At 50.7% G+C, this 21,881-nt stretch carries 22 protein-coding genes, 2 pseudogenes and 1 other annotated feature; of the genes and pseudogenes, 12 read left to right on the top strand and 12 right to left on the bottom strand.

Features of this window, described 5'->3' with window-relative positions:
• Positions 1-53: 53 nt before the first annotated feature.
• A complete protein-coding gene (nadK, locus tag C2U41_RS15860) occupies positions 54-932 on the bottom strand; it encodes an NAD(+) kinase (protein ID WP_003031220.1) in 879 nt (292 codons plus the stop codon).
• Between the two features lie 122 nt (positions 933-1,054).
• Here nadK and grpE point away from each other — a divergent pair, with 122 nt between their 5' ends.
• On the top strand, positions 1,055-1,648 hold the full coding sequence (gene grpE / locus C2U41_RS15850; RefSeq protein ID WP_003031221.1) for a nucleotide exchange factor GrpE: 594 nt from the start codon (positions 1,055-1,057) through the stop codon (positions 1,646-1,648).
• Positions 1,649-1,697: 49 nt separating this feature from the next.
• On the opposite strand, the gene C2U41_RS15845 is transcribed toward grpE, so the two are convergent.
• Together C2U41_RS15845 and C2U41_RS15840 are read right to left on the bottom strand one after the other, a co-directional pair.
• Positions 1,698-2,987, bottom strand: coding sequence for an HlyC/CorC family transporter (locus tag C2U41_RS15845; RefSeq protein WP_008324538.1), 1,290 nt, complete (start codon positions 2,985-2,987; stop codon positions 1,698-1,700).
• 18 nt (positions 2,988-3,005) lie between these two features.
• Entirely contained in the window at positions 3,006-3,797 is a 792-nt protein-coding gene (locus C2U41_RS15840; protein WP_003031224.1) for a cytochrome C assembly family protein, read from the bottom strand.
• Positions 3,798-3,962: 165 nt separating this feature from the next.
• On the opposite strand from C2U41_RS15840, the gene ffh reads away from it, so the two are divergent.
• The 5 genes from ffh to rplS all read left to right on the top strand — a co-directional run bounded on the left by ffh (position 3,963) and on the right by rplS (position 7,588).
• The gene (gene ffh / locus C2U41_RS15835; RefSeq protein ID WP_003031226.1) at positions 3,963-5,324 is read left to right on the top strand and encodes a signal recognition particle protein; all 1,362 of its coding nucleotides are present in this window, start codon (positions 3,963-3,965) and stop codon (positions 5,322-5,324) included.
• Between the two features lie 249 nt (positions 5,325-5,573).
• Positions 5,574-5,822 (top strand): 30S ribosomal protein S16, encoded by a 249-nt coding sequence (rpsP, locus tag C2U41_RS15830; protein WP_003031228.1) that lies wholly within the window; start codon positions 5,574-5,576, stop codon positions 5,820-5,822.
• Between the two features lie 18 nt (positions 5,823-5,840).
• On the top strand, positions 5,841-6,389 hold the full coding sequence (rimM, locus tag C2U41_RS15825) for a ribosome maturation factor RimM (RefSeq protein ID WP_003031230.1): 549 nt from the start codon (positions 5,841-5,843) through the stop codon (positions 6,387-6,389).
• A 44-nt stretch (positions 6,390-6,433) separates the two neighbouring features.
• Positions 6,434-7,201 carry a tRNA (guanosine(37)-N1)-methyltransferase TrmD gene (gene trmD, locus C2U41_RS15820; protein WP_003031232.1) on the top strand — a complete coding sequence of 256 codons (768 nt, stop codon included), beginning with the start codon at positions 6,434-6,436 and terminating at the stop codon, positions 7,199-7,201.
• A 39-nt stretch (positions 7,202-7,240) separates the two neighbouring features.
• On the top strand, positions 7,241-7,588 hold the full coding sequence (rplS, locus tag C2U41_RS15815) for a 50S ribosomal protein L19 (RefSeq protein WP_002914145.1): 348 nt from the start codon (positions 7,241-7,243) through the stop codon (positions 7,586-7,588).
• A gap of 131 nt (positions 7,589-7,719) precedes the next feature.
• Here rplS and C2U41_RS15810 read toward each other — a convergent pair whose 3' ends face one another.
• Together C2U41_RS15810 and dgcN are read right to left on the bottom strand one after the other, a co-directional pair.
• Positions 7,720-8,202, bottom strand: coding sequence for an OmpA family protein (locus tag C2U41_RS15810; protein ID WP_032937964.1), 483 nt, complete (start codon positions 8,200-8,202; stop codon positions 7,720-7,722).
• A gap of 12 nt (positions 8,203-8,214) precedes the next feature.
• Positions 8,215-9,213 (bottom strand): annotated as a pseudogene (gene dgcN / locus C2U41_RS15805) (diguanylate cyclase DgcN); the annotation flags it as partial.
• Between the two features lie 62 nt (positions 9,214-9,275).
• Between dgcN and C2U41_RS15800 the strand changes: the two are divergent.
• A protein-coding gene (locus tag C2U41_RS15800; protein WP_103849485.1) for an IS3 family transposase occupies positions 9,276-10,423 on the top strand; the annotation gives its coding sequence in 2 pieces (ribosomal slippage) (positions 9,276-9,513 and positions 9,513-10,423; 1,149 coding nt in all).
• Between the two features lie 19 nt (positions 10,424-10,442).
• On the opposite strand, the pseudogene C2U41_RS15795 reads toward C2U41_RS15800, so the two are convergent.
• From C2U41_RS15795 to C2U41_RS15785, 3 genes and pseudogenes are all read right to left on the bottom strand, one after another.
• A pseudogene (locus tag C2U41_RS15795) lies at positions 10,443-10,673 on the bottom strand (CHASE sensor domain-containing protein); the annotation flags it as partial.
• Positions 10,666-11,184: a YfiR family protein gene (locus C2U41_RS15790; RefSeq protein ID WP_003839843.1), complete on the bottom strand. Its 519-nt coding sequence runs from the start codon at positions 11,182-11,184 to the stop codon at positions 10,666-10,668. The pseudogene C2U41_RS15795 and the gene C2U41_RS15790, both read right to left, overlap by 8 nt.
• 158 nt (positions 11,185-11,342) lie before the next feature.
• The gene (locus C2U41_RS15785) at positions 11,343-11,717 is read right to left on the bottom strand and encodes a DUF2799 domain-containing protein (protein ID WP_103849241.1); all 375 of its coding nucleotides are present in this window, start codon (positions 11,715-11,717) and stop codon (positions 11,343-11,345) included.
• Positions 11,718-11,931: 214 nt separating this feature from the next.
• Here C2U41_RS15785 and aroF point away from each other — a divergent pair, with 214 nt between their 5' ends.
• Positions 11,932-13,002 carry a 3-deoxy-7-phosphoheptulonate synthase AroF gene (gene aroF, locus C2U41_RS15780; RefSeq protein ID WP_003031241.1) on the top strand — a complete coding sequence of 357 codons (1,071 nt, stop codon included), beginning with the start codon at positions 11,932-11,934 and terminating at the stop codon, positions 13,000-13,002.
• Between the two features lie 10 nt (positions 13,003-13,012).
• Positions 13,013-14,134 (top strand): bifunctional chorismate mutase/prephenate dehydrogenase, encoded by a 1,122-nt coding sequence (tyrA, locus tag C2U41_RS15775; RefSeq protein ID WP_003031242.1) that lies wholly within the window; start codon positions 13,013-13,015, stop codon positions 14,132-14,134.
• Between the two features lie 96 nt (positions 14,135-14,230).
• Here tyrA and pheA read toward each other — a convergent pair whose 3' ends face one another.
• The 4 genes from pheA to bamD all read right to left on the bottom strand — a co-directional run bounded on the left by pheA (position 14,231) and on the right by bamD (position 16,987).
• Positions 14,231-15,391, bottom strand: coding sequence for a bifunctional chorismate mutase/prephenate dehydratase (gene pheA / locus C2U41_RS15770; RefSeq protein ID WP_003845846.1), 1,161 nt, complete (start codon positions 15,389-15,391; stop codon positions 14,231-14,233).
• Positions 15,392-15,413: 22 nt separating this feature from the next.
• Positions 15,414-15,539 (bottom strand) — a sequence feature (Phe leader region).
• Entirely contained in the window at positions 15,491-15,538 is a 48-nt protein-coding gene (pheL, locus tag C2U41_RS15765; protein ID WP_100250063.1) for a pheA operon leader peptide PheL, read from the bottom strand. Its footprint overlaps the feature before it by 48 nt.
• Positions 15,540-15,641: 102 nt before the next feature.
• A complete protein-coding gene (gene raiA / locus C2U41_RS15760; protein WP_003031244.1) occupies positions 15,642-15,980 on the bottom strand; it encodes a ribosome-associated translation inhibitor RaiA in 339 nt (112 codons plus the stop codon).
• A gap of 269 nt (positions 15,981-16,249) precedes the next feature.
• A complete protein-coding gene (bamD, locus tag C2U41_RS15755) occupies positions 16,250-16,987 on the bottom strand; it encodes an outer membrane protein assembly factor BamD (RefSeq protein ID WP_003031245.1) in 738 nt (245 codons plus the stop codon).
• A 131-nt stretch (positions 16,988-17,118) separates the two neighbouring features.
• Here bamD and rluD point away from each other — a divergent pair, with 131 nt between their 5' ends.
• The 3 genes from rluD (at position 17,119) to clpB (ending at position 21,530) form a co-directional block, all read left to right on the top strand.
• Positions 17,119-18,099 carry a 23S rRNA pseudouridine(1911/1915/1917) synthase RluD gene (gene rluD / locus C2U41_RS15750; protein WP_003031246.1) on the top strand — a complete coding sequence of 327 codons (981 nt, stop codon included), beginning with the start codon at positions 17,119-17,121 and terminating at the stop codon, positions 18,097-18,099.
• Positions 18,096-18,827, top strand: a complete 732-nt coding sequence (yfiH, locus tag C2U41_RS15745; protein ID WP_003845843.1) for a purine nucleoside phosphorylase YfiH — start codon at positions 18,096-18,098, stop codon at positions 18,825-18,827. The genes rluD and yfiH overlap by 4 nt, the downstream gene beginning before the upstream one ends.
• A gap of 129 nt (positions 18,828-18,956) precedes the next feature.
• Positions 18,957-21,530, top strand: a complete 2,574-nt coding sequence (gene clpB, locus C2U41_RS15740; protein ID WP_003845841.1) for an ATP-dependent chaperone ClpB — start codon at positions 18,957-18,959, stop codon at positions 21,528-21,530.
• Positions 21,531-21,881: the final 351 nt, after the last annotated feature.

Below are 21,881 nucleotides of genomic sequence, written 5' to 3'. Positions count from 1 at the left end.
AATTACATACAGTATAAACTGGTTTTTTATACAGTAAAGAGGTTGGCGTTAAATTAGAATAATTTTTTTGACCAGCCTAGCTTAGTGCTTAATGTGTTGAAATAGCTGTAATCTTTTGGATGTATCAGGTTCAGATGATAATCACAGCGGCGAATTAATACGTCTTCACCTTCCTGTATAGGCAGGGCGATCTGGCTGTCACAGCTGATTTCCAGATCGTTACGGCGATGAGAGAAGCGCAGGCGAATGGTGCTGCTACTGTTGATCACCAGCGGTCGTGCGGAGAGCGTATGCGGGAACATCGGCACCAGCGTAATAGCATCTAAAGAAGGCGTCAGGATCGGACCTCCGGCAGAGAGTGAGTAGGCAGTAGAGCCGGTCGGTGTGGAAATAATTAAGCCGTCTGAACGCTGGGAGAAGGCAAAAATTTCATCGATATAGACTTCAAATTCAATCATGTGCGCCACTTTTCCGGGGTGCAACACAACTTCATTGATCGCAGTGCTAATACGCTTCTGGCAGTCCAGTTGGCACACCTGGGCTTCGAGTAAAAAGCGCTTTTCGCTGATGTAGTGGCCTTCCAGCACGTCAGCTAACTGTTGTTGCGCATTGTCTGGGTCAAGGTCGGTCAGGAAACCGAGGTTGCCGCGGTTAATGCCAATAACCTTGATGTCATAACGTGCCAGGGTGCGTGCGGCGCCCAGCATATTGCCGTCGCCACCGACAACCACGGCGAGGTCTGCCTGCTGGCCAATCTCTGCGAGCGTACCGGTTTTCACATTTTTCAGCTGCAGCTCGTGGGCGATTTGTTGCTCAACGATTACCTCATAACCTTTGGCGCACAGCCAACGGTAGAGCATTTCATGTGTGGTCAGTGCAGTGGGGTGACGTGGATGCCCCACAATGCCAATACACTTGAAATGTTTGTTCATTTTCTCGAGGTCCTTGTAACGAAGATTAGTGACAATGTGAGTACTTCCCTTGAAACCCTGAATCTTATCCCCATAATAATCCAGGTTAGCGAGATGAATGCGAAAAAAACGCGGAGAAATTCATGAGTAGTAAAGAACAGAAAACGCCTGAGGGGCAAGCCCCGGAAGAAATTATCATGGATCAGCACGAAGAAGTTGAGGCGGTTGAATCAGACGCTTCTGCTGAGCAGGTGGATCCGCGCGATGAAAAAATTGCGAATCTGGAAGCTCAGCTTGCTGAAGCCGAAACTCGCGAGCGCGACAGCGTGTTGCGTATCAAAGCGGAAATGGAAAACCTGCGTCGTCGTACCGAACTGGACGTAGAAAAAGCGCATAAGTTTGCACTGGAAAAATTCGTCAACGAGCTGCTGCCGGTGCTGGATAGCCTGGACCGTGCGCTGGAAGTGGCGGACAAAGACAATGACGCGATGGCGGCGATGGTTGAAGGTATTGAGCTGACCCGTAAGTCAATGCTGGATGTTGTGGCGAAGTTTGGCGTACAAGTGGTTGCGGATATTGACGTGCCGATGGACCCGAACGTGCATCAGGCGATTGCCATGGTAGAGTCTGACGACGTTGCTGCCGGTAATGTGCTGATGGTTATGCAGAAAGGCTATACCCTGAACGGACGTACCATCCGTGCGGCGATGGTCTCTGTGGCGAAAGCCAAAGGCTAATCAGCCTCAGACCGGGTAATGCTGATGCGCTACCCGGTCTGGATTACTCTCACTGGTCCGATACGCTTTCCCGCAGCGGTTTGACGGGCAACACCTGCACCTGTTTAATCATATTGTCCTGCACGTCGAGAATATCGATATCGTACTGCCCAATACGCACACGTGTTCCGGCAACCGGGATCTCTTCCAGCGCTTCAAGAATAATACCGTTCACGGTACGTGCATCATCTTCCGGCAGGTGCCAGTTAAACGCCTTATTGATTTCACGAACGTTGGCGCTACCGTCAATGATCACCGAACCGTCATTCTGCGGTGTGACTTCTTCGGCAAGCGTCGGTGACATTGAGGTCGTGAAGTCACCAACAATCTCTTCCAGGATATCCTCGACCGTAACCAGTCCCTGAATATCACCATATTCATTGACGACCAGGCCCACTTTCTTCTTATTGCGCTGAAATTTAATGAGCTGGGTGCTGAGTGGCGTGCCTTCCGGAACGTAATAAATTTCGTCGGCGGCGCGTAACATGGTCTCTTTGGTGAACTCTTTTTTCTCGGCCATCAATCGCCAGGCTTCACGTACGCGTAGCATACTGATAGCGTCGTCCAGCGAGTCACGATACAGCACAATACGACCGTGCGGAGAGTGCGAAAGCTGACGCACGATTGATTTCCAGTCATCGTTGATATCAATGCCGATAATTTCATTACGCGGGATCATGATGTCATCGACGCTGACTTTTTCCAGATCCAGCACTGACAGCAGCATATCCTGGTTACGGCGTGAGATTTGCGAGCGCGATTCATTCACCAGCGTTCGCAGTTCATCTTTACTCAGCGAACCGCTCACGACGATATCCGTTTTGATGCCCATCATGCGCATCAGCAGCCGCGTGATGGTGTTGAGTAACCATACCAACGGCATCATCAGAATCTGCAGGGGAGCCAGCAGGACACTGCTCGGATAGGCGACTTTTTCCGGATATAGTGCGGCAATCGTCTTTGGCAGTACTTCGGCAAAAACCAGTACCACAAACGTCAGTACCCCAGTGGCAATGGCGACGCCCGCATCGCCATACAGGCGCATACCGACAATAGTACCGAGCGCGGAGGCCAGAATATTCACCAGATTATTGCCGATGAGCACCAGGCTTATCAGGCGATCCGGCTTGCGAAGTAACTTTTCAACGCGTTTTGCCTGTCGATTTCCCTGCTTGGCCCGATGACGTAGACGATAGCGATTCAGGGTCATCATTCCGGTTTCAGAACCGGAAAAATAGGCGGAAATGACCACCATGATGAGGAGCGTGACAATGAGCGTGGTGGTGGAGATGTGTTCCACGTAGGATTCCTTAAAGATTTAACTCACGAACTGCTGCAGGATACGACTGCCGAAATAGGCCAGTGTCAGAATGCCTGCGCCTGCGACGTTAAACCATACGACGCGACGTCCGCGCCAACCTTCATGGTAATGCCCCCACAACAGAACGATATAGACAAACCATGCCACGATAGAGAGAACGGCTTTATCAATGTTCTCGGTACTGAACAGGTTATGCATGTAAAACAGGCCTGTGCACAGGGTGAGTGTCAGCAGAACCACGCCAATTTGGGTGATATGAAACATTTTCCGCTCAATACTCATCAACGGCGGCATCTCATTGCTGAAAGCCAGTTTTTTGTTTTTCAGTTGGTAGTCAATCCATGCAAGCTGTAGCGCATAGAGTGCGGCGATAATCAGCGTGGCGTAAGCGAAAAGCGAAAGCCCGATATGGATCATCATGCCCGGCGTAGCTTCGAGATGGGTGATGAACTCGTTAGGCATAAACGTGGCGAAGGCCAGGTTTATCAGCGCAAAGGCGTAGACAATGGGCAGCAATAGCCAGCCTCGATTGCGGGAAGCGACAATGGTCATTACCGTACAGATCATCAGGCTCACCAGCGAGCCGACGTTCAACAGACTCAGGTTTTGTCCGCTTTCACCGCCGGGCAGAATACGCGCTTCCAGGGCGATAGCATGGCTTACCAGCGCGACAACCGCAGAGAGAATAGCCATACGCCGCCAGCCGCTGTTTTTTTGCAGCAGAGCGGGAATAATCAGCGCGAGGCTGACTGAGTAGGCGACAAGGGCGAGCAGAGCAAAAACGGGCATATAGGTGTCGACAGTTGGCCAGTGATAAAGAAAAGCAGTATAGCGTTACGTGACCGCTGCTCCAACCGTTGCATAACAACAAAGGCGGCTTCATGTTATACTGCGACAAATTTCTGTTGATGTGTCGCTGTTGCGACCGACCGTTTCCACCCCAGGCGAGAGACAATGTTTGATAATTTAACCGATCGTTTGTCGCGCACGCTGCGCAATATCAGTGGCCGTGGACGCCTTACTGAAGACAACGTTAAAGAGACGCTGCGCGAAGTGCGCATGGCGCTGCTGGAGGCTGACGTAGCGCTGCCGGTAGTGCGTGAGTTTATCAATCGCGTAAAAGAGAAAGCGGTTGGTCATGAAGTTAACAAAAGCCTGACGCCGGGTCAGGAATTCGTCAAGATTGTCCGTAACGAACTGGTTGCGGCAATGGGCGAAGAAAACCAGACCCTGAATCTGGCTGCACAGCCGCCAGCCGTGGTGCTTATGGCGGGCCTGCAGGGTGCGGGTAAAACGACCAGCGTCGGTAAGCTGGGTAAATTCCTGCGCGAGAAGCACAAGAAAAAAGTGCTGGTGGTCTCCGCGGACGTTTATCGCCCGGCGGCGATCAAACAGTTGGAAACTCTGGCCGAGCAGGTCGGCGTGGACTTCTTCCCGTCGGATGTTGGCCAGAAGCCGGTCGATATCGTTAACGCCGCGCTGAAAGAAGCCAAACTCAAATTCTATGACGTGCTGCTGGTGGATACCGCCGGTCGTCTGCACGTTGACGAAGCGATGATGGACGAAATCAAACAGGTCCACGCTTCTATCAAACCGGTAGAAACGCTGTTTGTGGTCGACGCCATGACCGGTCAGGATGCCGCGAATACCGCAAAAGCCTTTAACGAAGCGCTACCGTTAACCGGCGTAGTACTGACAAAAGTTGATGGTGATGCCCGTGGCGGTGCGGCGCTTTCTATTCGTCATATTACCGGTAAGCCAATTAAATTCCTCGGCGTCGGCGAGAAAACCGAAGCGCTGGAGCCGTTCCACCCCGACAGGATTGCTTCGCGTATTCTCGGCATGGGCGACGTGCTGTCGCTGATCGAAGATATCGAAAGCAAGGTTGACCGCGCGCAGGCAGAAAAATTAGCCAGTAAGCTGAAAAAAGGCGATGGCTTCGATCTCAATGATTTCCTTGAACAGCTCAACCAGATGAAAAACATGGGCGGTATGGCAAGCCTGATGGGCAAGCTGCCGGGCATGGGTCAGATCCCTGACAATGTGAAATCGCAGATGGACGATAAAGTTCTGGTGCGTATGGAAGCCATCATCAATTCGATGACGATGAAAGAACGCGCTAAGCCGGAAATTATCAAAGGTTCCCGTAAACGCCGTATCGCTGCCGGTTGCGGTATGCAGGTACAGGACGTAAACCGCCTTCTGAAACAGTTCGACGACATGCAGCGCATGATGAAGAAAATGAAGAAGGGCGGTATGGCGAAGATGATGCGTGGTATGAAGGGGATGATGCCGCCCGGCTTCCCTGGCCGCTAATCGGCCTGGCTTGTTTGCCATTTCGGCACCGGGGTGTGCTCGCCATCCTCACGTACTGCGTGTACGCTCCGGTGGCTGCGCGCACACCGGCACCGAACTGACGGCACCGCCGACGGCCTTTTATAGCAGAGTTATCAACTGCTGATTGCATTTTCCCCAGAAATCAGTAAAATTTTCGGGCTTTTAATATGACACCCGGGCTCCGTTCCTCGATGGGGCCTGGGTGTTTTATTCACACAAGAGGATGTTATGGTTACTATTCGTTTAGCTCGTCACGGCGCTAAAAAGCGTCCGTTCTACCAGGTTGTTGTTACCGACAGCCGTAATGCACGCAACGGTCGCTTCATCGAGCGCGTTGGCTTCTTTAACCCAATCGCTAGCGAAAAAGAAGAAGGCACTCGCCTGGATCTGGATCGCATCGCTCACTGGGTTGGCCAGGGCGCGACTATTTCTGATCGCGTAGCTACGCTGATCAAAGCAGCAAACAAAGCAGCTTAATCTGTCACGGTGGTCATGATGAGCAAGCAACTCGCCGCACAGGCTCCTGTAGAACCCATCGTTTTGGGGAAAATGGGGTCTTCTTACGGTATCCGTGGTTGGCTCAGAGTGTTTTCTTCCACTGAAGACGCCGAAAGCATTTTTGACTATCAGCCCTGGTTTATCCAGAAGGCGGGTCAGTGGCAGCAAGTACAGCTGGAAAGCTGGAAGCACCACAATCAGGATCTGATCATCAAGCTGAAAGGCGTTGACGATCGTGATTCGGCGAATCTACTGACTAATTGCGAAATTGTCGTGGATTCCTCGCAGTTGCCAGCGCTGGAAGATGGTTCCTACTACTGGAAAGACCTTATGGGCTGCCAGGTAGTGACCACTGAAGGCTACGATCTCGGTAAAGTCGTCGATATGATGGAAACCGGTTCGAATGACGTCATCGTCATCAAGGCAAACCTGAAAGATGCGTTTGGTATCAAGGAACGTCTTGTGCCGTTCCTCGATGGGCAGGTTATCAAGAAAGTCGATCTCGCTACTCGTACTATCGAAGTAGATTGGGATCCTGGTTTTTAAACCACCGGATAAACGGTAAAAGTCGGCGTTATGGGGATTGGCTTGTGTTTATAGGTATCGTTAGCCTGTTTCCAGAAATGTTCCGCGCAATTACCGATTACGGGGTAACTGGCCGGGCAGTAAAAAATGGCCTGCTGAACATCCAGAGTTGGAGTCCTCGTGACTTTACTCATGACCGGCACCGTACCGTGGACGATCGTCCGTACGGCGGCGGACCGGGGATGTTAATGATGGTGCAACCTTTACGGGACGCCATTCATGCAGCAAAAGCTGCGGCTGGTGAAGGCGCAAAGGTGATTTATTTGTCACCTCAGGGACGCAAGCTTGATCAAGCGGGCGTTAGCGAACTGGCCACGAATCAAAAGCTGATTCTGGTATGTGGTCGCTATGAAGGAATAGATGAGCGCGTGATTCAAACCGAAATTGACGAAGAATGGTCAATCGGCGATTACGTACTCAGCGGTGGTGAGTTACCGGCAATGACGCTGATCGACTCCGTTTCCCGGTTTATTCCGGGAGTTCTGGGTCATGAAGCTTCAGCAATCGAAGATTCGTTTGCTGATGGATTGCTGGATTGCCCGCACTATACCCGACCTGAAGTGTTAGAGCAGATGGAAGTACCGGCAGTGTTACTGTCAGGAAACCACGCTGAGATACGTCGCTGGCGTTTGAAACAGTCGCTGGGCCGGACCTGGCTTAGAAGACCTGAACTTCTGGAAAACCTGGCTCTGACTGAAGAGCAAGCAAGGTTGCTGGCGGAGTTCAAAAAGGAACACGCACAACAGCAACATAAACATGATGGGCAGGCGTAAGCCCCCAATATCAGTTTACCCAGGATAAGAGATTAAATTATGAGCAACATTATTAAGCAACTTGAACAAGAACAGATGAAGCAGGACGTACCTTCCTTCCGTCCGGGTGATACCGTGGAAGTGAAAGTATGGGTTGTTGAAGGTTCCAAAAAACGTCTGCAGGCATTCGAGGGCGTGGTTATCGCTATTCGTAACCGCGGTCTGCACTCTGCATTCACTGTTCGTAAAATTTCCAACGGCGAAGGCGTTGAGCGTGTCTTCCAGACTCACTCTCCGGTAGTTGACAGCATTGCTGTTAAACGTCGTGGTGCTGTTCGTAAAGCTAAACTGTACTACCTGCGTGAGCGCACTGGTAAGTCTGCTCGTATCAAAGAGCGTCTTAACTAAGATTCGCGCAAGCGACATCCTGTTAGAAAAGGGCTGGCCGAAAGGCTGGCCCTTTTTTTATCCCGACGTTTGCTCTGTTGTTCTTTATGGCAATGGAATGACTGCGCGGCGCGCAGCCAGTAGGAGAGTGATTATGGTGTAGCGATCACGACGGCAACGCGGCGGTTTTCAGCACGACCTTTTGATGTCTGGTTGCTGGCAATGGGATATTTCTTCCCGAGTCCCTGAGTCGTCAGGTTGGTGCGGGGAATGTTGGCGCCCTGCGCCCAGGCATCGGCAACCACATTCGCGCGTTTGAGCGACAGAGCTTCGTTATAGCTGTCTTCACCGTAGTTATCAGTATGACCATCCAGGCGAGCATGATTTAGCCCGGTAGCTGCCAGTTTGGATGCCATTTCCTTGATCTGTTTTTCACTTTCAGGACGGAGTTTATAGTCATTTTTGTCAAACAGGATGTTATCAGACAGGCCCAGAGACCAGTCTCCGGAAGCTTCGGTAAATCCGTACGATTTCATGGCTGCAATTTGCTCTGGGGTAAATTTTCCCTGAGGTGCCTGACAGCCTGCCAGAATCAGTAAAAGCAGAAGAAACGGGGATAATAAACGTTTTAGCATGTGTGTAATTCCTTATTTAATAATAGTGCGTTCAGAACGCAAATTTTTGGCCTGATACATATTTTGATCGGCAAGTTCTTGTAATTTCTCGGCAGAGGCATGTTCCCACGTCAGCGCAAACCCAATGCTGAGTGTCATGCTTGCCAGATGACCATTATGTAGGTCAAAAGGTCGGTTAAACTCTTGTGACAGTGCCGCGCAGATTCGCTGAACCTCATATTCAGAATGAACGCTATACAGCACCATCGCGAACTCGTCGCCGCCAAGTCTGTATGGCGAATGTCGATTACCGCCAAATTCGGACAGCCTTTTAGCGACTTCAATCAGAACCCGATCCCCCGCAGCGTGGCCCCAGGTATCATTGATAAATTTAAAATTATCACCATCAAGGAATAACAAAGCGGAGCTGCTGTGGGCGGCATCGTCATTCATCAGCGCGTTAATACTGCTACGAAAAGCGGCGCGATTTGCCAGGCCCGTCAGAGGATCATGTAGCGCGGTACGCAAAAGTTGAGCGTTCTTTGCCTGCAGCCGAAGTTGCCACTCCTCCATCTCGTCCAGCAGACTATTAAAGTCTTGGGCAAAAAGATGAAACTCTTCAATGCGTTCCTCGGAAACGCGTCGCGAAAAGTTACGGTTGGTACGTACATCATGTACCACCTCGGTTATATTTTGCAGGGCTTCCACGACGCCATTGTGTAAATAGCGGGTGAGCATTAATGCTATGCCTGATGCCAACAAAATGCACCCGGTAAGAACGGCCAGCGACAAATAGATGAAACGGCTGATAACGCTATCGCGTGCAGTCAATCGTACTTCGCCTATGACGTTGCCATTATGCAAAATAGGCTGAGTGACCGGTTGTGGGAACAGCCAGTGGCTGATCAGTCCGCTGATCTTCTCCGTGGTGTCTTGCGCGTTATAGCGCCAGGTGGCGATCACCTTCTGGTGTTTATTACGAACTTCCGCAACGGAAAATTGCCCTTGCTGGCCCAGTGCCGCCAGTGTTTTGAATCGACACGGGTTTAACAGACACCTCAGAGTCATTTAAGATGGCTTAAAGAGAGGTGCCCATGAGCGGTAAGCGTTATCCCGAAGAGTTTAAAATTGAAGCAGTCAAACAGGTTGTTGATCGTGGTTATTCTGTTTCCAGCGTTGCAACACGTCTCGATATCACCACCCACAGCCTTTACGCCTGGATAAAGAAGTACGGGCCGGATTCCTCCACTCATAAAGAACAGTCAGATGCTCAGACCGAGATCCGCCGTCTCCAGAAAGAGCTGAAGCGGGTTACTGACGAACGGGACATATTAAAAAAAGCCGCGGCGTACTTCGCAAAACTGTCCGACTGAGGTACGCCTTTATCCGTGACAACGCCCGTTGCTGGCCTGTTCGCCTGCTCTGTCGGGTGCTGGATGTTCATCCCAGTGGCTTTTACGCATGGCTTCAGCAGCCGCATTCACAACGCCATCGGGCAGACCTGAGACTGACAGGACAGATTAAACAGTTCTGGCTGGAATCGGGATGCGTCTATGGTTATCGCAAGATCCATCTGGATCTGCGGGACAGCGGGCAACAGTGCGGAGTCAACAGAGTCTGGCGACTGATGAAACGTGTCGGGATAAAGGCTCAGGTCGGATACCGGAGCCCGTGGGCACGTAAAGGCGAGGCCAGTATCGTGTCGCCCAACAGGCTCCAGCGACAGTTCAATCCGGATGCTCCGGATGAGCGTTGGGTAACCGACATAACCTATATCAGGACCCACGAAGGCTGGCTGTATCTTGCTGTGGTTGTTGATCTGTTCTCACGCAAAATTATCGGCTGGTCCATGCAATCCCGGATGACAAAGGACATTGTCCTGAACGCACTGCTGATGGCTGTATGGCGGCGTAATCCCCAAAAACAGGTGCTGGTTCATTCGGATCAGGGCAGTCAGTACACAAGCCATGAGTGGCAGTCGTTCCTGAAATCACACGGACTGGAGGGCAGCATGAGCCGTCGCGGTAACTGCCACGATAATGCGGTTGCAGAAAGCTTTTTCCAGTTGTTGAAACGCGAACGGATAAAGAAAAAGATCTACGGAACGCGGGAGGAAGCCCGCAGCGATATTTTTGATTACATCGAAATGTTTTATAACAGTAAGCGTCGGCATGGTTCCAGCGATCAGATGTCACCGACAGAATATGAAAACCAGTATTATCAACGGCTCGGAAGTGTCTAGATTATCCGTGGCGATTCATTTCAGTTGCTGCAACACTATCAGAAAAGACTAATGCAGCTTCAAGCGTGCGGGTCATGGTAGCGGCAGTCAGATCCAGATTCTTTTGCGCATACTGTCTTAAGGCCAGCACGGAAGAAATGCTGAGCAGCAGCCAGATCAACGTCATCGTCACCAGGACGCTGATTATGCTGATACGCCGTAATGTCCGTTTAAACGTTGGGCGTGTTACAGGAGAATGGCCCTTATCCATGCTTATTATTCCGTGCAAGCATCAATACGTCAGGACTTACCCTTACGCCGCTGCGTGAAAGGGAATCCATATTTACGGAAAATCTCACATCTTCATCTTTAATTATGAGGCAAAAGGCGCTGCCAATAACGCATTCGGGATTTTGTTCTGCAATTAATAGCAATGCCTTAGTCGGATATTTATTCTTTAATTCCACCTGATAAGTAGGTGATTCTTTTCCAAAATAAAAACCGTCACATTGCGAAACTAATATTTCTTGTTCCGTACGAATGATGACGGGAAGATAGGGTAATGCCCCAGTACTGGTATCTTCCAGAACACTGGAAAAACGCGATGAAGAGAAAATACACAGTTTGGGTGGCCCGGAAAGTGCTGGCCAGCGTGTATAACTGACGATGCCGGAAACCATAGCACGTACAGATTTTGCTTCTTCTGTAACGCTTTGGGCGTACAGCGGTAACCCGGTCAGGAGCAGTGCCAGTAGAAGTATGAGTCGGTAAGAATAGCTCATGAATAGTTACCTACCAGCGTTTGCCGTAAAGCGTCGAAATACATTCAAGATTGTTTAAGACAAAATAACATTATTTTCCTAAGTCGTCATTATTCCAGGGGTAAAGCTGATGGCGATTTAAGTTAAATCCTAGTTGGCTGTAAAATTTAAGCCATTGTTTAGTTTAATCTTATTGAGGCAGTACCTTCGTTTGCTCCTTTTTTCCAGGCATCGTGTAACTGGTCAATATTTTCGACCGTATCACAACTTGCAGGAAAGGTTTTCCCGGCCAGACCTCTGGCGTAAACAAAATCTTGCTGGCAGATTTTGCGTTGTCCTTCGGCGTAACCCTTAAGATATTTCGTACGATCGACTTCGGGATCATTGAAGTTGTCGGCAAGAGTTTCATTATCTTTAACGGCATAGCCCGAAATGGAATCTTGTATCCCGGCGTCATACCAGTCAGTACCAGTCCAGGTGGGGGCATGGGTATAGGGATCTATCTGACATCCGCTAAGAAGGAATAGAAATAAGATGCTGATGAGTTGCTTCATTGCCTGTGCTCCCTTGTTTTTTTAAGCATAGCGGATCTTAAAATTCGTGATGTAAATATAAGTGTACGTTTATAAGGGCTGTTTTTGCCTTAAAATAACGCCGTGTAAATTAAAATTTACGGATTGTGGATTGAAATCTTTACCTGTTGTGGTATCGTTATTTCCTCCTCGCTGAGGATCAACTATCGCAAACGAGCTAAACAGGATCACCATCATGCAAAAAGACGCGCTGAACAACGTACATATTACCGACGAACAGGTTCTGATGACCCCGGAGCAGCTGAAAGCTGAATTTCCGCTGAGCCAGGAGCAAGAGGCGCAAATCGCCCAGTCGCGTAAAACCATCTCAGATATTATCTCCGGTCGCGATCCGCGCCTGCTGGTCGTATGTGGCCCATGCTCCATTCACGATCCTGAAATGGCTATTGAGTATGCTCGTCGATTTAAAGCCCTTGCCGCAGAGGTCAGCGATAGCCTCTACCTGGTGATGCGCGTCTATTTTGAAAAACCCCGTACCACCGTTGGCTGGAAAGGGTTAATTAACGATCCTCATATGGATGGCTCTTTTGATGTTGAAGCAGGTCTGAAAATTGCGCGCCAGCTGCTGCTTGAACTGGTAAATATGGGACTGCCGCTGGCAACTGAAGCGCTGGATCCAAATAGCCCGCAATACCTGGGCGATCTGTTTAGCTGGTCCGCAATCGGAGCCCGTACCACGGAATCGCAGACACACCGCGAAATGGCTTCCGGTCTTTCGATGCCGGTTGGCTTTAAGAATGGTACTGACGGTAGCCTGGCGACCGCCATTAACGCCATGCGTGCGGCTGCGCAGTCGCACCGCTTTGTTGGTATTAATCAGGCCGGACAGGTTGCGCTGTTGCAAACTCAGGGGAATCCGGACGGCCACGTGATCCTGCGCGGGGGTAAAGCGCCGAACTACAGCCCGGCAGATGTCGCCCAGTGCGAAAAAGAGATGGAGCAGGCGGGACTACGACCTTCTCTGATGGTAGATTGCAGTCATGGTAATTCCAATAAAGATTACCGCCGTCAGCCTGCCGTGGCTGAATCCGTAATTGCACAAATCAAAGATGGCAATCGCTCGATCATTGGTTTGATGATTGAAAGTAATATTCACGAAGGCAACCAGTCTTCTGAACAGCCGCGCAGCGAAATGAAATACGGCGTGTCCGTAACCGATGCCTGCATTAGCTGGGAAATGACGGATGCGCTGCTGCGTGAAATTAGTCAAGATTTAAACGGTCAGCTGTCGGCGCGTGTAGCATAAGAGGTTGGTTATGGTTGCTGAATTGACCGCATTACGCGATCAAATTGATGAAGTCGACAAGGCGCTGCTGGATTTACTGGCACGCCGCCTGGAGCTGGTTGCCGAAGTTGGTGAAGTAAAAAGCCGTTTTGGGTTGCCGATTTACGTGCCGGAACGGGAAGCCTCTATGCTTGCCTCTCGCCGGGCAGAAGCGGAAGCCCTTGGCGTGCCGCCGGACCTGATTGAAGATGTGCTACGCCGCGTTATGCGTGAGTCCTATTCCAGTGAGAACGACAAAGGGTTTAAAACGCTTTGTCCTTCTCTGCGGCCGGTAGTGATCGTCGGTGGCGGCGGTCAGATGGGGCGTCTGTTTGAAAAAATGCTCACCCTGTCAGGTTACCAGGTGCGGATCTTGGAACAGCAGGATTGGGATCGCGCGCCGGAGATCGTCTCTGATGCTGGGATGGTGATCGTCAGTGTGCCGATCCACATCACCGAGCAGGTGATCGCCAAACTACCGCGTCTGCCGTCTGACTGCATCCTGGTGGATCTGGCTTCAGTGAAAAATGGTCCTTTGCAGGCGATGCTGGCTGCACATGATGGCCCGGTGGTGGGGTTACACCCAATGTTTGGTCCGGACAGTGGCAGCCTGGCAAAGCAGGTCGTCGTCTGGTGTGATGGACGTCAGCCGGAAGCCTATCAGTGGTTTCTGGAACAGATTCAGGTATGGGGTGCACGACTACATCGGATCAGCGCCGTTGAACACGATCAGAACATGGCGTTTATTCAGGCATTGCGTCACTTTGCGACCTTTGCTTACGGTCTGCATTTAGCGGAAGAGAATGTTCAACTGGAGCAGCTGCTGGCGCTCTCTTCGCCGATTTACCGTCTTGAACTGGCGATGGTTGGCCGTCTGTTTGCCCAGGATCCGCAGCTCTATGCCGATATTATTATGTCGTCTGAGAGCAACCTTGCGCTGATCAAACGCTACTACCAACGTTTTGGTGAGGCGATCGGTTTACTGGAGCAGGGCGATAAGCAAGCGTTTATCGACAGTTTCCGTAAGGTGGAGCATTGGTTTGGCGATTATGCGAAACGCTTCCAGAGTGAAAGCCGTACTTTGTTACGCCAGGCGAATGACAGCCGTCCTTAATTAAGACGCAGAATGGCGGCTTCGACTTATCCGGCCTACAAAAATCGCATGAATTGTAGGCCGGATAAGCGTAGTGCCATCCGGCATTGTCAAACGTTAGCTCGGATCGACCGGCACCACGTTCTCACTCGGATAGCATCCCAGTACTTTCATCGAACGTGTAATCTCACCCAGCTCTTTCAATGCTTTTTGCATTTGGGGCGATTCCAGGTTGGCCTGGATATCAAGATAAAACATCTCTTCCCACGGATTGCCGTGAATCGGGCGTGACTCCAGTTTAGTCATAATCAGATTATGTTTACGCAGCACCAGCAATGCTTCTACCAGCGCACCGGCCTGTTGTCCTGTTGCCATCAGCAACGTGGTTTTTGCCGGAACCTGGTCGGATACATTGATTGCTTTACGTGCCAGCACCACGAAGCGGGTGATGTTTTGCGACTGGTTAGCCTCAATATGCTCGAGAACCTGCAAACCATACAGTACGCCTCCGGCTTCGCTCCCCAGGGCCGCCACATGCGGTGAGTTAGCCTGCGCAACTTTTTCCATTGCCGCAGAGGTGCTTTCAGTGTACTCAATCTTCCAGTGCGGGTAGCGATTCAGGAACTTGCTGCACTGCTGGAACGGCTGCGGATGGCTGTATACCGTTTCAATGGTCTCAAGATCCGTAGTGCCGGACACCAGTACACAGTGGTCTATCGTAATGGTCATCTCGCCAACAATAGACAGGCTGGTGTGCTGCAGCAGGTCGTAAACGTCGTTAATCCCACCGGAGCTGGTGTTTTCAATCGGAACCACAGCATAGTCAGCCTGTCCGGTTTCGACCTGATTAAAGATATCGGCAAATTTTGCGCAGCCGCTTTCAATAAATTGTTCAAAATGGCGGGCGGCGTACTGACGTGCTGCCAGATGGGAATATGATCCTTTTGGCCCCAGGAAGGCCACGCGCGCGGAGTGTGGGTTAATTTTGTTCAGGTGTTGCTGGAGCAGAGCCTGTTGAGTCAGGACGGAGTCTTCGATTATGAGCTGGAACAGGCGGGTAATGTAGTGAGCATCGAGATGATGTGCTTTGCCCAACTGAATCAGACGGTCCAACAGGTCACGTTCACGGTCGATATCTCGTACCGGACGATGTGAAAGCAGTTTGGCTTTACCAACTTCTACGGCCAGTCCACGTCGCTCAGCCAGCAGGGCCAGTAATTTTTCATCCAGCGTGCTGATCTTATCGCGCAGCGCCAGCAATGGGTTTTCCGATGTCATAGTGTTGCCTTTCTTGTTATCAATAAAAAAGGCCCCCCGTTGTGGGAGGCCTTATTGTTCGTCTTCGCATTCTTTATCACACGACGAAACGCCTCCCATTCAGGGGAAGGTAAAAAAGAATGCGAAGAAGAACGGAACAAGTTTCATGTAATTTTCCTTTGGCTACGTCAGTAAAGTACCCGTACTGTTTTCACCCTGTCAACAAAAAACGCGCCCGAAGGCGCGTTGGCGATACACTCAATGTAAGGGACTACTCTTCTTCTGCTTCGACGAAGTTGGCGTCTTTGACTGAAGTTGTTGCACGACGGGCTTCGCCTTTGTGCTGCACTTTATTGAGCTGCCGTTCCAGCTTGTTGATCAAATCGTTAATTGCGGTGTACATATCCTCGTGTTTTGCGCTGGCGACCAGATGTCCGTTCGGTGTATTGATGGTGGCATCAGCAATGAAACCCTGTGGCTCCTTAGACAGAATGATATGTGGATTAATCAGATGAGTTTGCCATTTTTCAAGTTTGGCGAGACGGTCTGCGACATGCTGGCGAATTGCCGGAGTAATTTCCATTTGTTTACTGGTAATGTTCATTGTCATAAATTTTACCTCTTGTCTTTCCCGTCTTGGTGATTCCAGCATACCGTTCCCAATGTCAAAATGCGTGATGTAAATCACATTTTTTTGTCGCTTTTTGTCAAGAAAACCTTTTTGTGAGGCACCGCAGGAACAGGCGATTTTTTACTTGAGGAATACCTGAAAGCAGGCCATATTTGATGGGATGTGTCGGAGCTAAACCGCTTCAGTTGTAGCGTTAACGGATAAAAAAACGGCAGCCCTTGGGCTGCCGTTTTGCATTCTGAGGCAAATCAGGTATTGCTGCTGTTAGCGGCAATGATTTTCGCTACTTTTTCTGCCTGCGCATTCATCTGCATCTGGCGATAAGCTTTTTCCATTAACGGCAGAGCATCACGTGTTGCCTGAGTATCAGGGTAGTCGCGCAGCATGCCTTCCACACGGTTTACCACGGCAACCCATGCACCGCGGGCAGTGTAGTATTCCGCAACAGAATATTCATACTTCGCCAGACGATCTTTCAGGAACACCAGACGTTTGGTGGCATCAGTGGTGTACTGGCTGTTCGGATAGCCACGTACCAGTTTGGAAAAGTCATTAAACGCAGCTCGGGCGTGTTGGGGATCGCGATCGCTGCGATCAACACCAAAGAATCCTTGCAGTGCGCTATCATCCAACGCCATATTGGTCAGGCCACGCATATACATGACATAATCAATGTTAGGGTGTGTCGGGTTAAGACGGATAAAACGATCGATAGCAGCCTGAGCAAGTGGCAGATCGGCGTTTTTGTAGTAGGCGTAGATGAGATCTAATTGCACCTGCTGAGAATACGGTCCAAATGGATAACGGTTATCCAACGCTTCCAATTGCGTTATTGCCTGTTTCCAGTTACCGTCCTGCAGCTTTTGCTGAGCAGTCGCGTAGATTTCATTTGGCGGATTATCGGGCACCTCTTCCTTTGAACCAGAGCAACCCGCCAAAAACAGGCTCAACGTGGCTGCTGCCACCAGATATTTCATGCGCGTCATGACGTTTTGACTTTCCTCAAAATGTAATACGGGAGATTCTCTGTTCCTGCTCCCGGTTAAGACCAGCTACAATAGCACACTATATTAAACGGCAAAGCCGTAAAACCCAACGTTAAACGAAGAAGCAGTTTATGGCACAACGAGTAGAACTCACCGCAACAGTCTCCGAAAATCAGCTCGGTCAACGCTTAGATCAGGCTTTGGCCGAATTGTTCCCTGATTATTCGCGATCGCGCATAAAAGAATGGATCCTCGACCAGCGCGTGCTGGTAAATGGCAATCTTTGCGATAAACCGAAAGAAAAAGTGTTGGGTGGAGAGCGTGTCTCCATCAATGCAGAAATTGATGAAGAGGTTCGTTTTGAACCTCAGGATATCCCACTGGATATCGTTTATGAAGATGATGATATTCTTGTCATCAACAAACCCCGTGACCTTGTAGTGCATCCGGGCGCCGGAAATCCTGATGGTACGGTATTGAATGCGTTACTGCATTACTACCCGCCAATCGCGGATGTTCCTCGTGCCGGTATCGTACACCGTCTGGATAAAGACACGACCGGATTAATGGTGGTGGCAAAAACGGTTCCGGCACAAACACGTCTGGTTGAGTCATTGCAGCTGCGCGAAATTACCCGTGAGTACGAAGCCGTAGCAATTGGTCACATGACTGCTGGCGGAACCGTTGAGGAACCGATTAGCCGTCACCCGACCAAGCGTACGCACATGGCGGTACACCCAATGGGGAAACCGGCGGTAACGCACTATCGCATTATGGAACACTTCCGTGTGCACACGCGTCTGCGGTTGCGTCTGGAAACCGGACGTACGCACCAGATCCGCGTGCACATGGCACATATCACTCATCCGCTGGTGGGCGATCAGGTCTACGGCGGTCGTCCACGTCCACCGAAAGGCGCTTCTGACGAATTTATCTCCGTACTGCGTAAGTTCGACCGCCAGGCGCTACATGCGACCATGCTGCGTTTGTATCACCCGATTTCCGGTATCGAAATGGAATGGCATGCGCCGATCCCACAAGATATGGTGCAATTGATTGAAGTGATGCGCGCTGATTTCGAAGAACATAAGGATGATATTGCCTGGCTATGAGTAAGCTAATTGTTCCGCAGTGGCCGATACCTCAAGGTGTCGCGGCGTGTAGTTCTACCCGTATTGGCGGAGTCAGTATGCCGCCTTACGATTCGCTGAATCTGGGCGCCCATTGCGGCGATAACCCGGAGCATGTTGAAGAGAACCGCAAACGACTGTTTGCTGCGGGCAATCTGCCGTCAAAGCCGGTCTGGCTGGAGCAGGTCCACGGTAAGGATGTCCTGAAACTGACAGGCGGGCCTTACGCCTCCAAACGCGCAGATGCGTCGTATAGCAACACGCCGGGCACAGTGTGTGCGGTAATGACCGCTGATTGTCTGCCGGTGCTGTTTTGCAATCGCGCCGGGACGGAAGTGGCTGCGGCCCATGCGGGTTGGCGAGGATTATGCGCTGGCGTGCTGGAAGAGACGGTGGCGTGTTTTGCCGACGAACCTGAAAACATTATTGCCTGGCTAGGCCCGGCGATAGGCCCAAACGCCTTTGAAGTGGGAGCAGAAGTTCGCGAGGCATTCATGACGAAAGATCCGCAAGCGGACCTCGCATTTGTACCGCGCGGCGACAAGTATCTGGCGGATATCTACCAGCTTGCCCGTCAGCGGCTGGCAAATGTCGGCGTGGAGAACATCCACGGCGGCGACCGTTGCACCTTTAGTGAAAGTGAGACGTTCTTCTCTTATCGTCGCGACAATACCACGGGTCGTATGGCAAGTTTTATTTGGCTGATATAACCTAAAGAATCAAGACGATCCGGTACGTGTAATTTTCTTTTCACATAATTCAGGTCATTCACCTTGAATAATTGAGGGATGACCTCATTTAATCTCCAGTAGCAATTTTGACCTGTTATGGGAGGAGTTATGCGTCTGGATCGTCTTACCAATAAATTCCAGCTTGCTCTTGCCGATGCCCAGTCACTCGCATTGGGGCACGACAATCAATTCATCGAACCACTTCATCTAATGAGCGCCTTGCTGAATCAGGAAGGGGGATCGGTACGTCCTTTATTAACGTCTGCTGGCATTAATGCTGGCCAGTTACGTACAACCATTGACCAGGCGTTGAGCCGTTTGCCGCAGGTAGAAGGTACCGGCGGTGATGTGCAGCCTTCTCAGGAACTGGTGCGTGTACTGAATCTTTGCGACAAGCTGGCGCAAAAACGTGGGGACAACTTTATTTCGTCAGAACTGTTCGTTCTGGCGGTGCTTGAGTCACGCGGTACGCTGACCGACTTATTAAAATCAGCTGGGGCGACGACCGCCAATATCACTCAGGCAATTGAACAAATGCGTGGAGGTGAAAGCGTGAATGACCAGGGGGCTGAAGACCAACGTCAGGCCTTGAAAAAATATACCGTCGATCTGACTGAACGTGCTGAACAGGGCAAACTCGATCCAGTTATCGGCCGTGATGAAGAAATTCGCCGTACCATTCAGGTGCTGCAACGTCGTACTAAAAATAACCCAGTGTTAATCGGTGAACCCGGTGTCGGTAAAACAGCCATTGTTGAAGGGCTGGCCCAACGCATCATCAATGGTGAAGTGCCGGAGGGCTTAAAAGGCCGTCGTGTACTGGCGCTGGATATGGGCGCGCTGGTGGCTGGGGCCAAATATCGCGGTGAGTTTGAAGAGCGCTTAAAAGGTGTGCTGAACGATCTCTCGAAACAGGAAGGCAACGTCATTCTGTTTATCGACGAATTGCATACCATGGTTGGGGCGGGTAAGGCCGATGGCGCGATGGACGCCGGGAACATGCTGAAACCAGCGCTGGCTCGCGGGGAACTGCACTGCGTAGGTGCCACAACGCTTGATGAATATCGCCAGTACATCGAAAAAGATGCGGCGCTGGAACGTCGTTTCCAGAAAGTGTTTGTGGCTGAACCTTCAGTGGAAGACACCATCGCAATCTTGCGTGGCCTGAAAGAACGTTATGAGCTGCACCATCATGTGCAGATTACTGACCCGGCGATTGTTGCGGCAGCTACGTTGTCTCATCGTTATATTGCCGATCGTCAGTTACCGGATAAAGCTATCGACCTTATTGACGAAGCGGCATCCAGCATTCGTATGCAGATTGACTCCAAGCCGGAGGAACTCGACAGACTCGACCGCCGTATTATCCAGCTCAAACTGGAACAGCAGGCATTAATGAAAGAGTCTGATGAGGCAAGTAAAAAACGTCTCGATATGCTCAACGAAGAGCTGGACGACAAAGAGCGCCAGTATTCTGAGTTAGAGGAAGAGTGGAAAGCTGAAAAAGCCTCCCTCTCGGGAACGCAAACTATCAAGGCTGAGCTGGAGCAGGCAAAAATAGCCATCGAACAGGCGCGCCGCGTTGGCGACCTGGCGCGGATGTCTGAACTGCAGTACGGCAAAATTCCTGAACTGGAAAAACAGCTGGAAGCAGCCACCCAGTCTGAAGGCAAAACCATGCGTCTGCTGCGTAATAAAGTCACGGATGCAGAAATTGCTGAGGTGCTGGCGCGCTGGACCGGGATCCCGGTTGCTCGCATGCTGGAAGGCGAACGGGAAAAACTGTTGCGTATGGAACAGGAGCTGCACAGCCGTGTGATTGGTCAGAACGAAGCGGTGGAAGCCGTTTCTAACGCCATCCGTCGTAGCCGCGCGGGCTTGTCCGATCCGAATCGTCCGATTGGTTCATTCTTGTTCCTTGGTCCAACCGGGGTCGGTAAAACCGAACTGTGCAAAGCGCTGGCAAACTTTATGTTCGACAGTGACGACGCAATGGTGCGTATCGATATGTCCGAGTTTATGGAGAAACACTCGGTGTCTCGCTTGGTTGGGGCACCTCCGGGATATGTCGGTTATGAAGAAGGTGGGTATCTGACGGAAGCAGTACGTCGTCGTCCTTACTCTGTCATCCTGCTGGATGAAGTGGAAAAAGCGCACCCGGATGTGTTCAACATTCTGCTGCAGGTGCTTGACGATGGTCGTCTGACTGACGGACAGGGAAGAACGGTCGACTTCCGTAATACGGTTGTCATCATGACCTCAAACCTGGGGTCTGATCTAATCCAGGAACGCTTTGGTGAGCTGGATTACGGCCACATGAAAGATATGGTGCTGGGCGTCGTGAGCCATAACTTCCGCCCGGAATTCATCAACCGTATAGATGAGGTTGTTGTATTCCATCCGTTGGGTGAGCAGCACATTGCTTCTATTGCTCAGATCCAGCTGCAGCGTCTGTACAAACGTCTGGAAGAGCGTGGCTATGAAATCCATATTTCTGACGAGGCGCTTAAACTGCTGAGTGCGAATGGTTACGATCCGGTGTATGGCGCACGTCCATTGAAACGTGCTATCCAGCAGCAGATCGAAAACCCGCTGGCGCAGCAAATTCTGTCTGGTGAACTGATTCCGGGCAAAACGATTCGTCTGGAAGTGAATGACGATCGCATCGTGGCAGTGCAGTAAGTCACAAAACAACAATAAACGAGCCCTGCGGGGCTCGTTTTTGTTTAAAATTCAGGCGAAAATAGACGTATTGATTGAAAAGTAATCGCTTGATAAGTTTTTTATATTTTTAACTTGTCAGCCCGAAATAACTCCCTATAATGCGCCACCACTGACACGGAACAACGGATTACAAACCGCCGGGTCAGCGGGGTTCCACTGAGAACTCCGGCGAAGAAAGCGAAATTGAATGCTTGACTTCGTAGCGGGATGGCGTAATATGCACACCCCGCGCCGCTGAGAAAAAGCGAAGCGGCACTGCTCTTTAACAATTTATCAGACAATCTGTGTGGGCACTCGAAGATACGGATT

Origin of the sequence: Citrobacter freundii complex sp. CFNIH4 (assembly GCF_002934505.1) — a bacterium.
GTDB lineage: Bacteria > Pseudomonadota > Gammaproteobacteria > Enterobacterales > Enterobacteriaceae > Citrobacter > Citrobacter freundii.
Note: the sequence above shows the minus strand (reverse complement) of the source record. Positions and strands in the feature narration are given on the sequence as shown.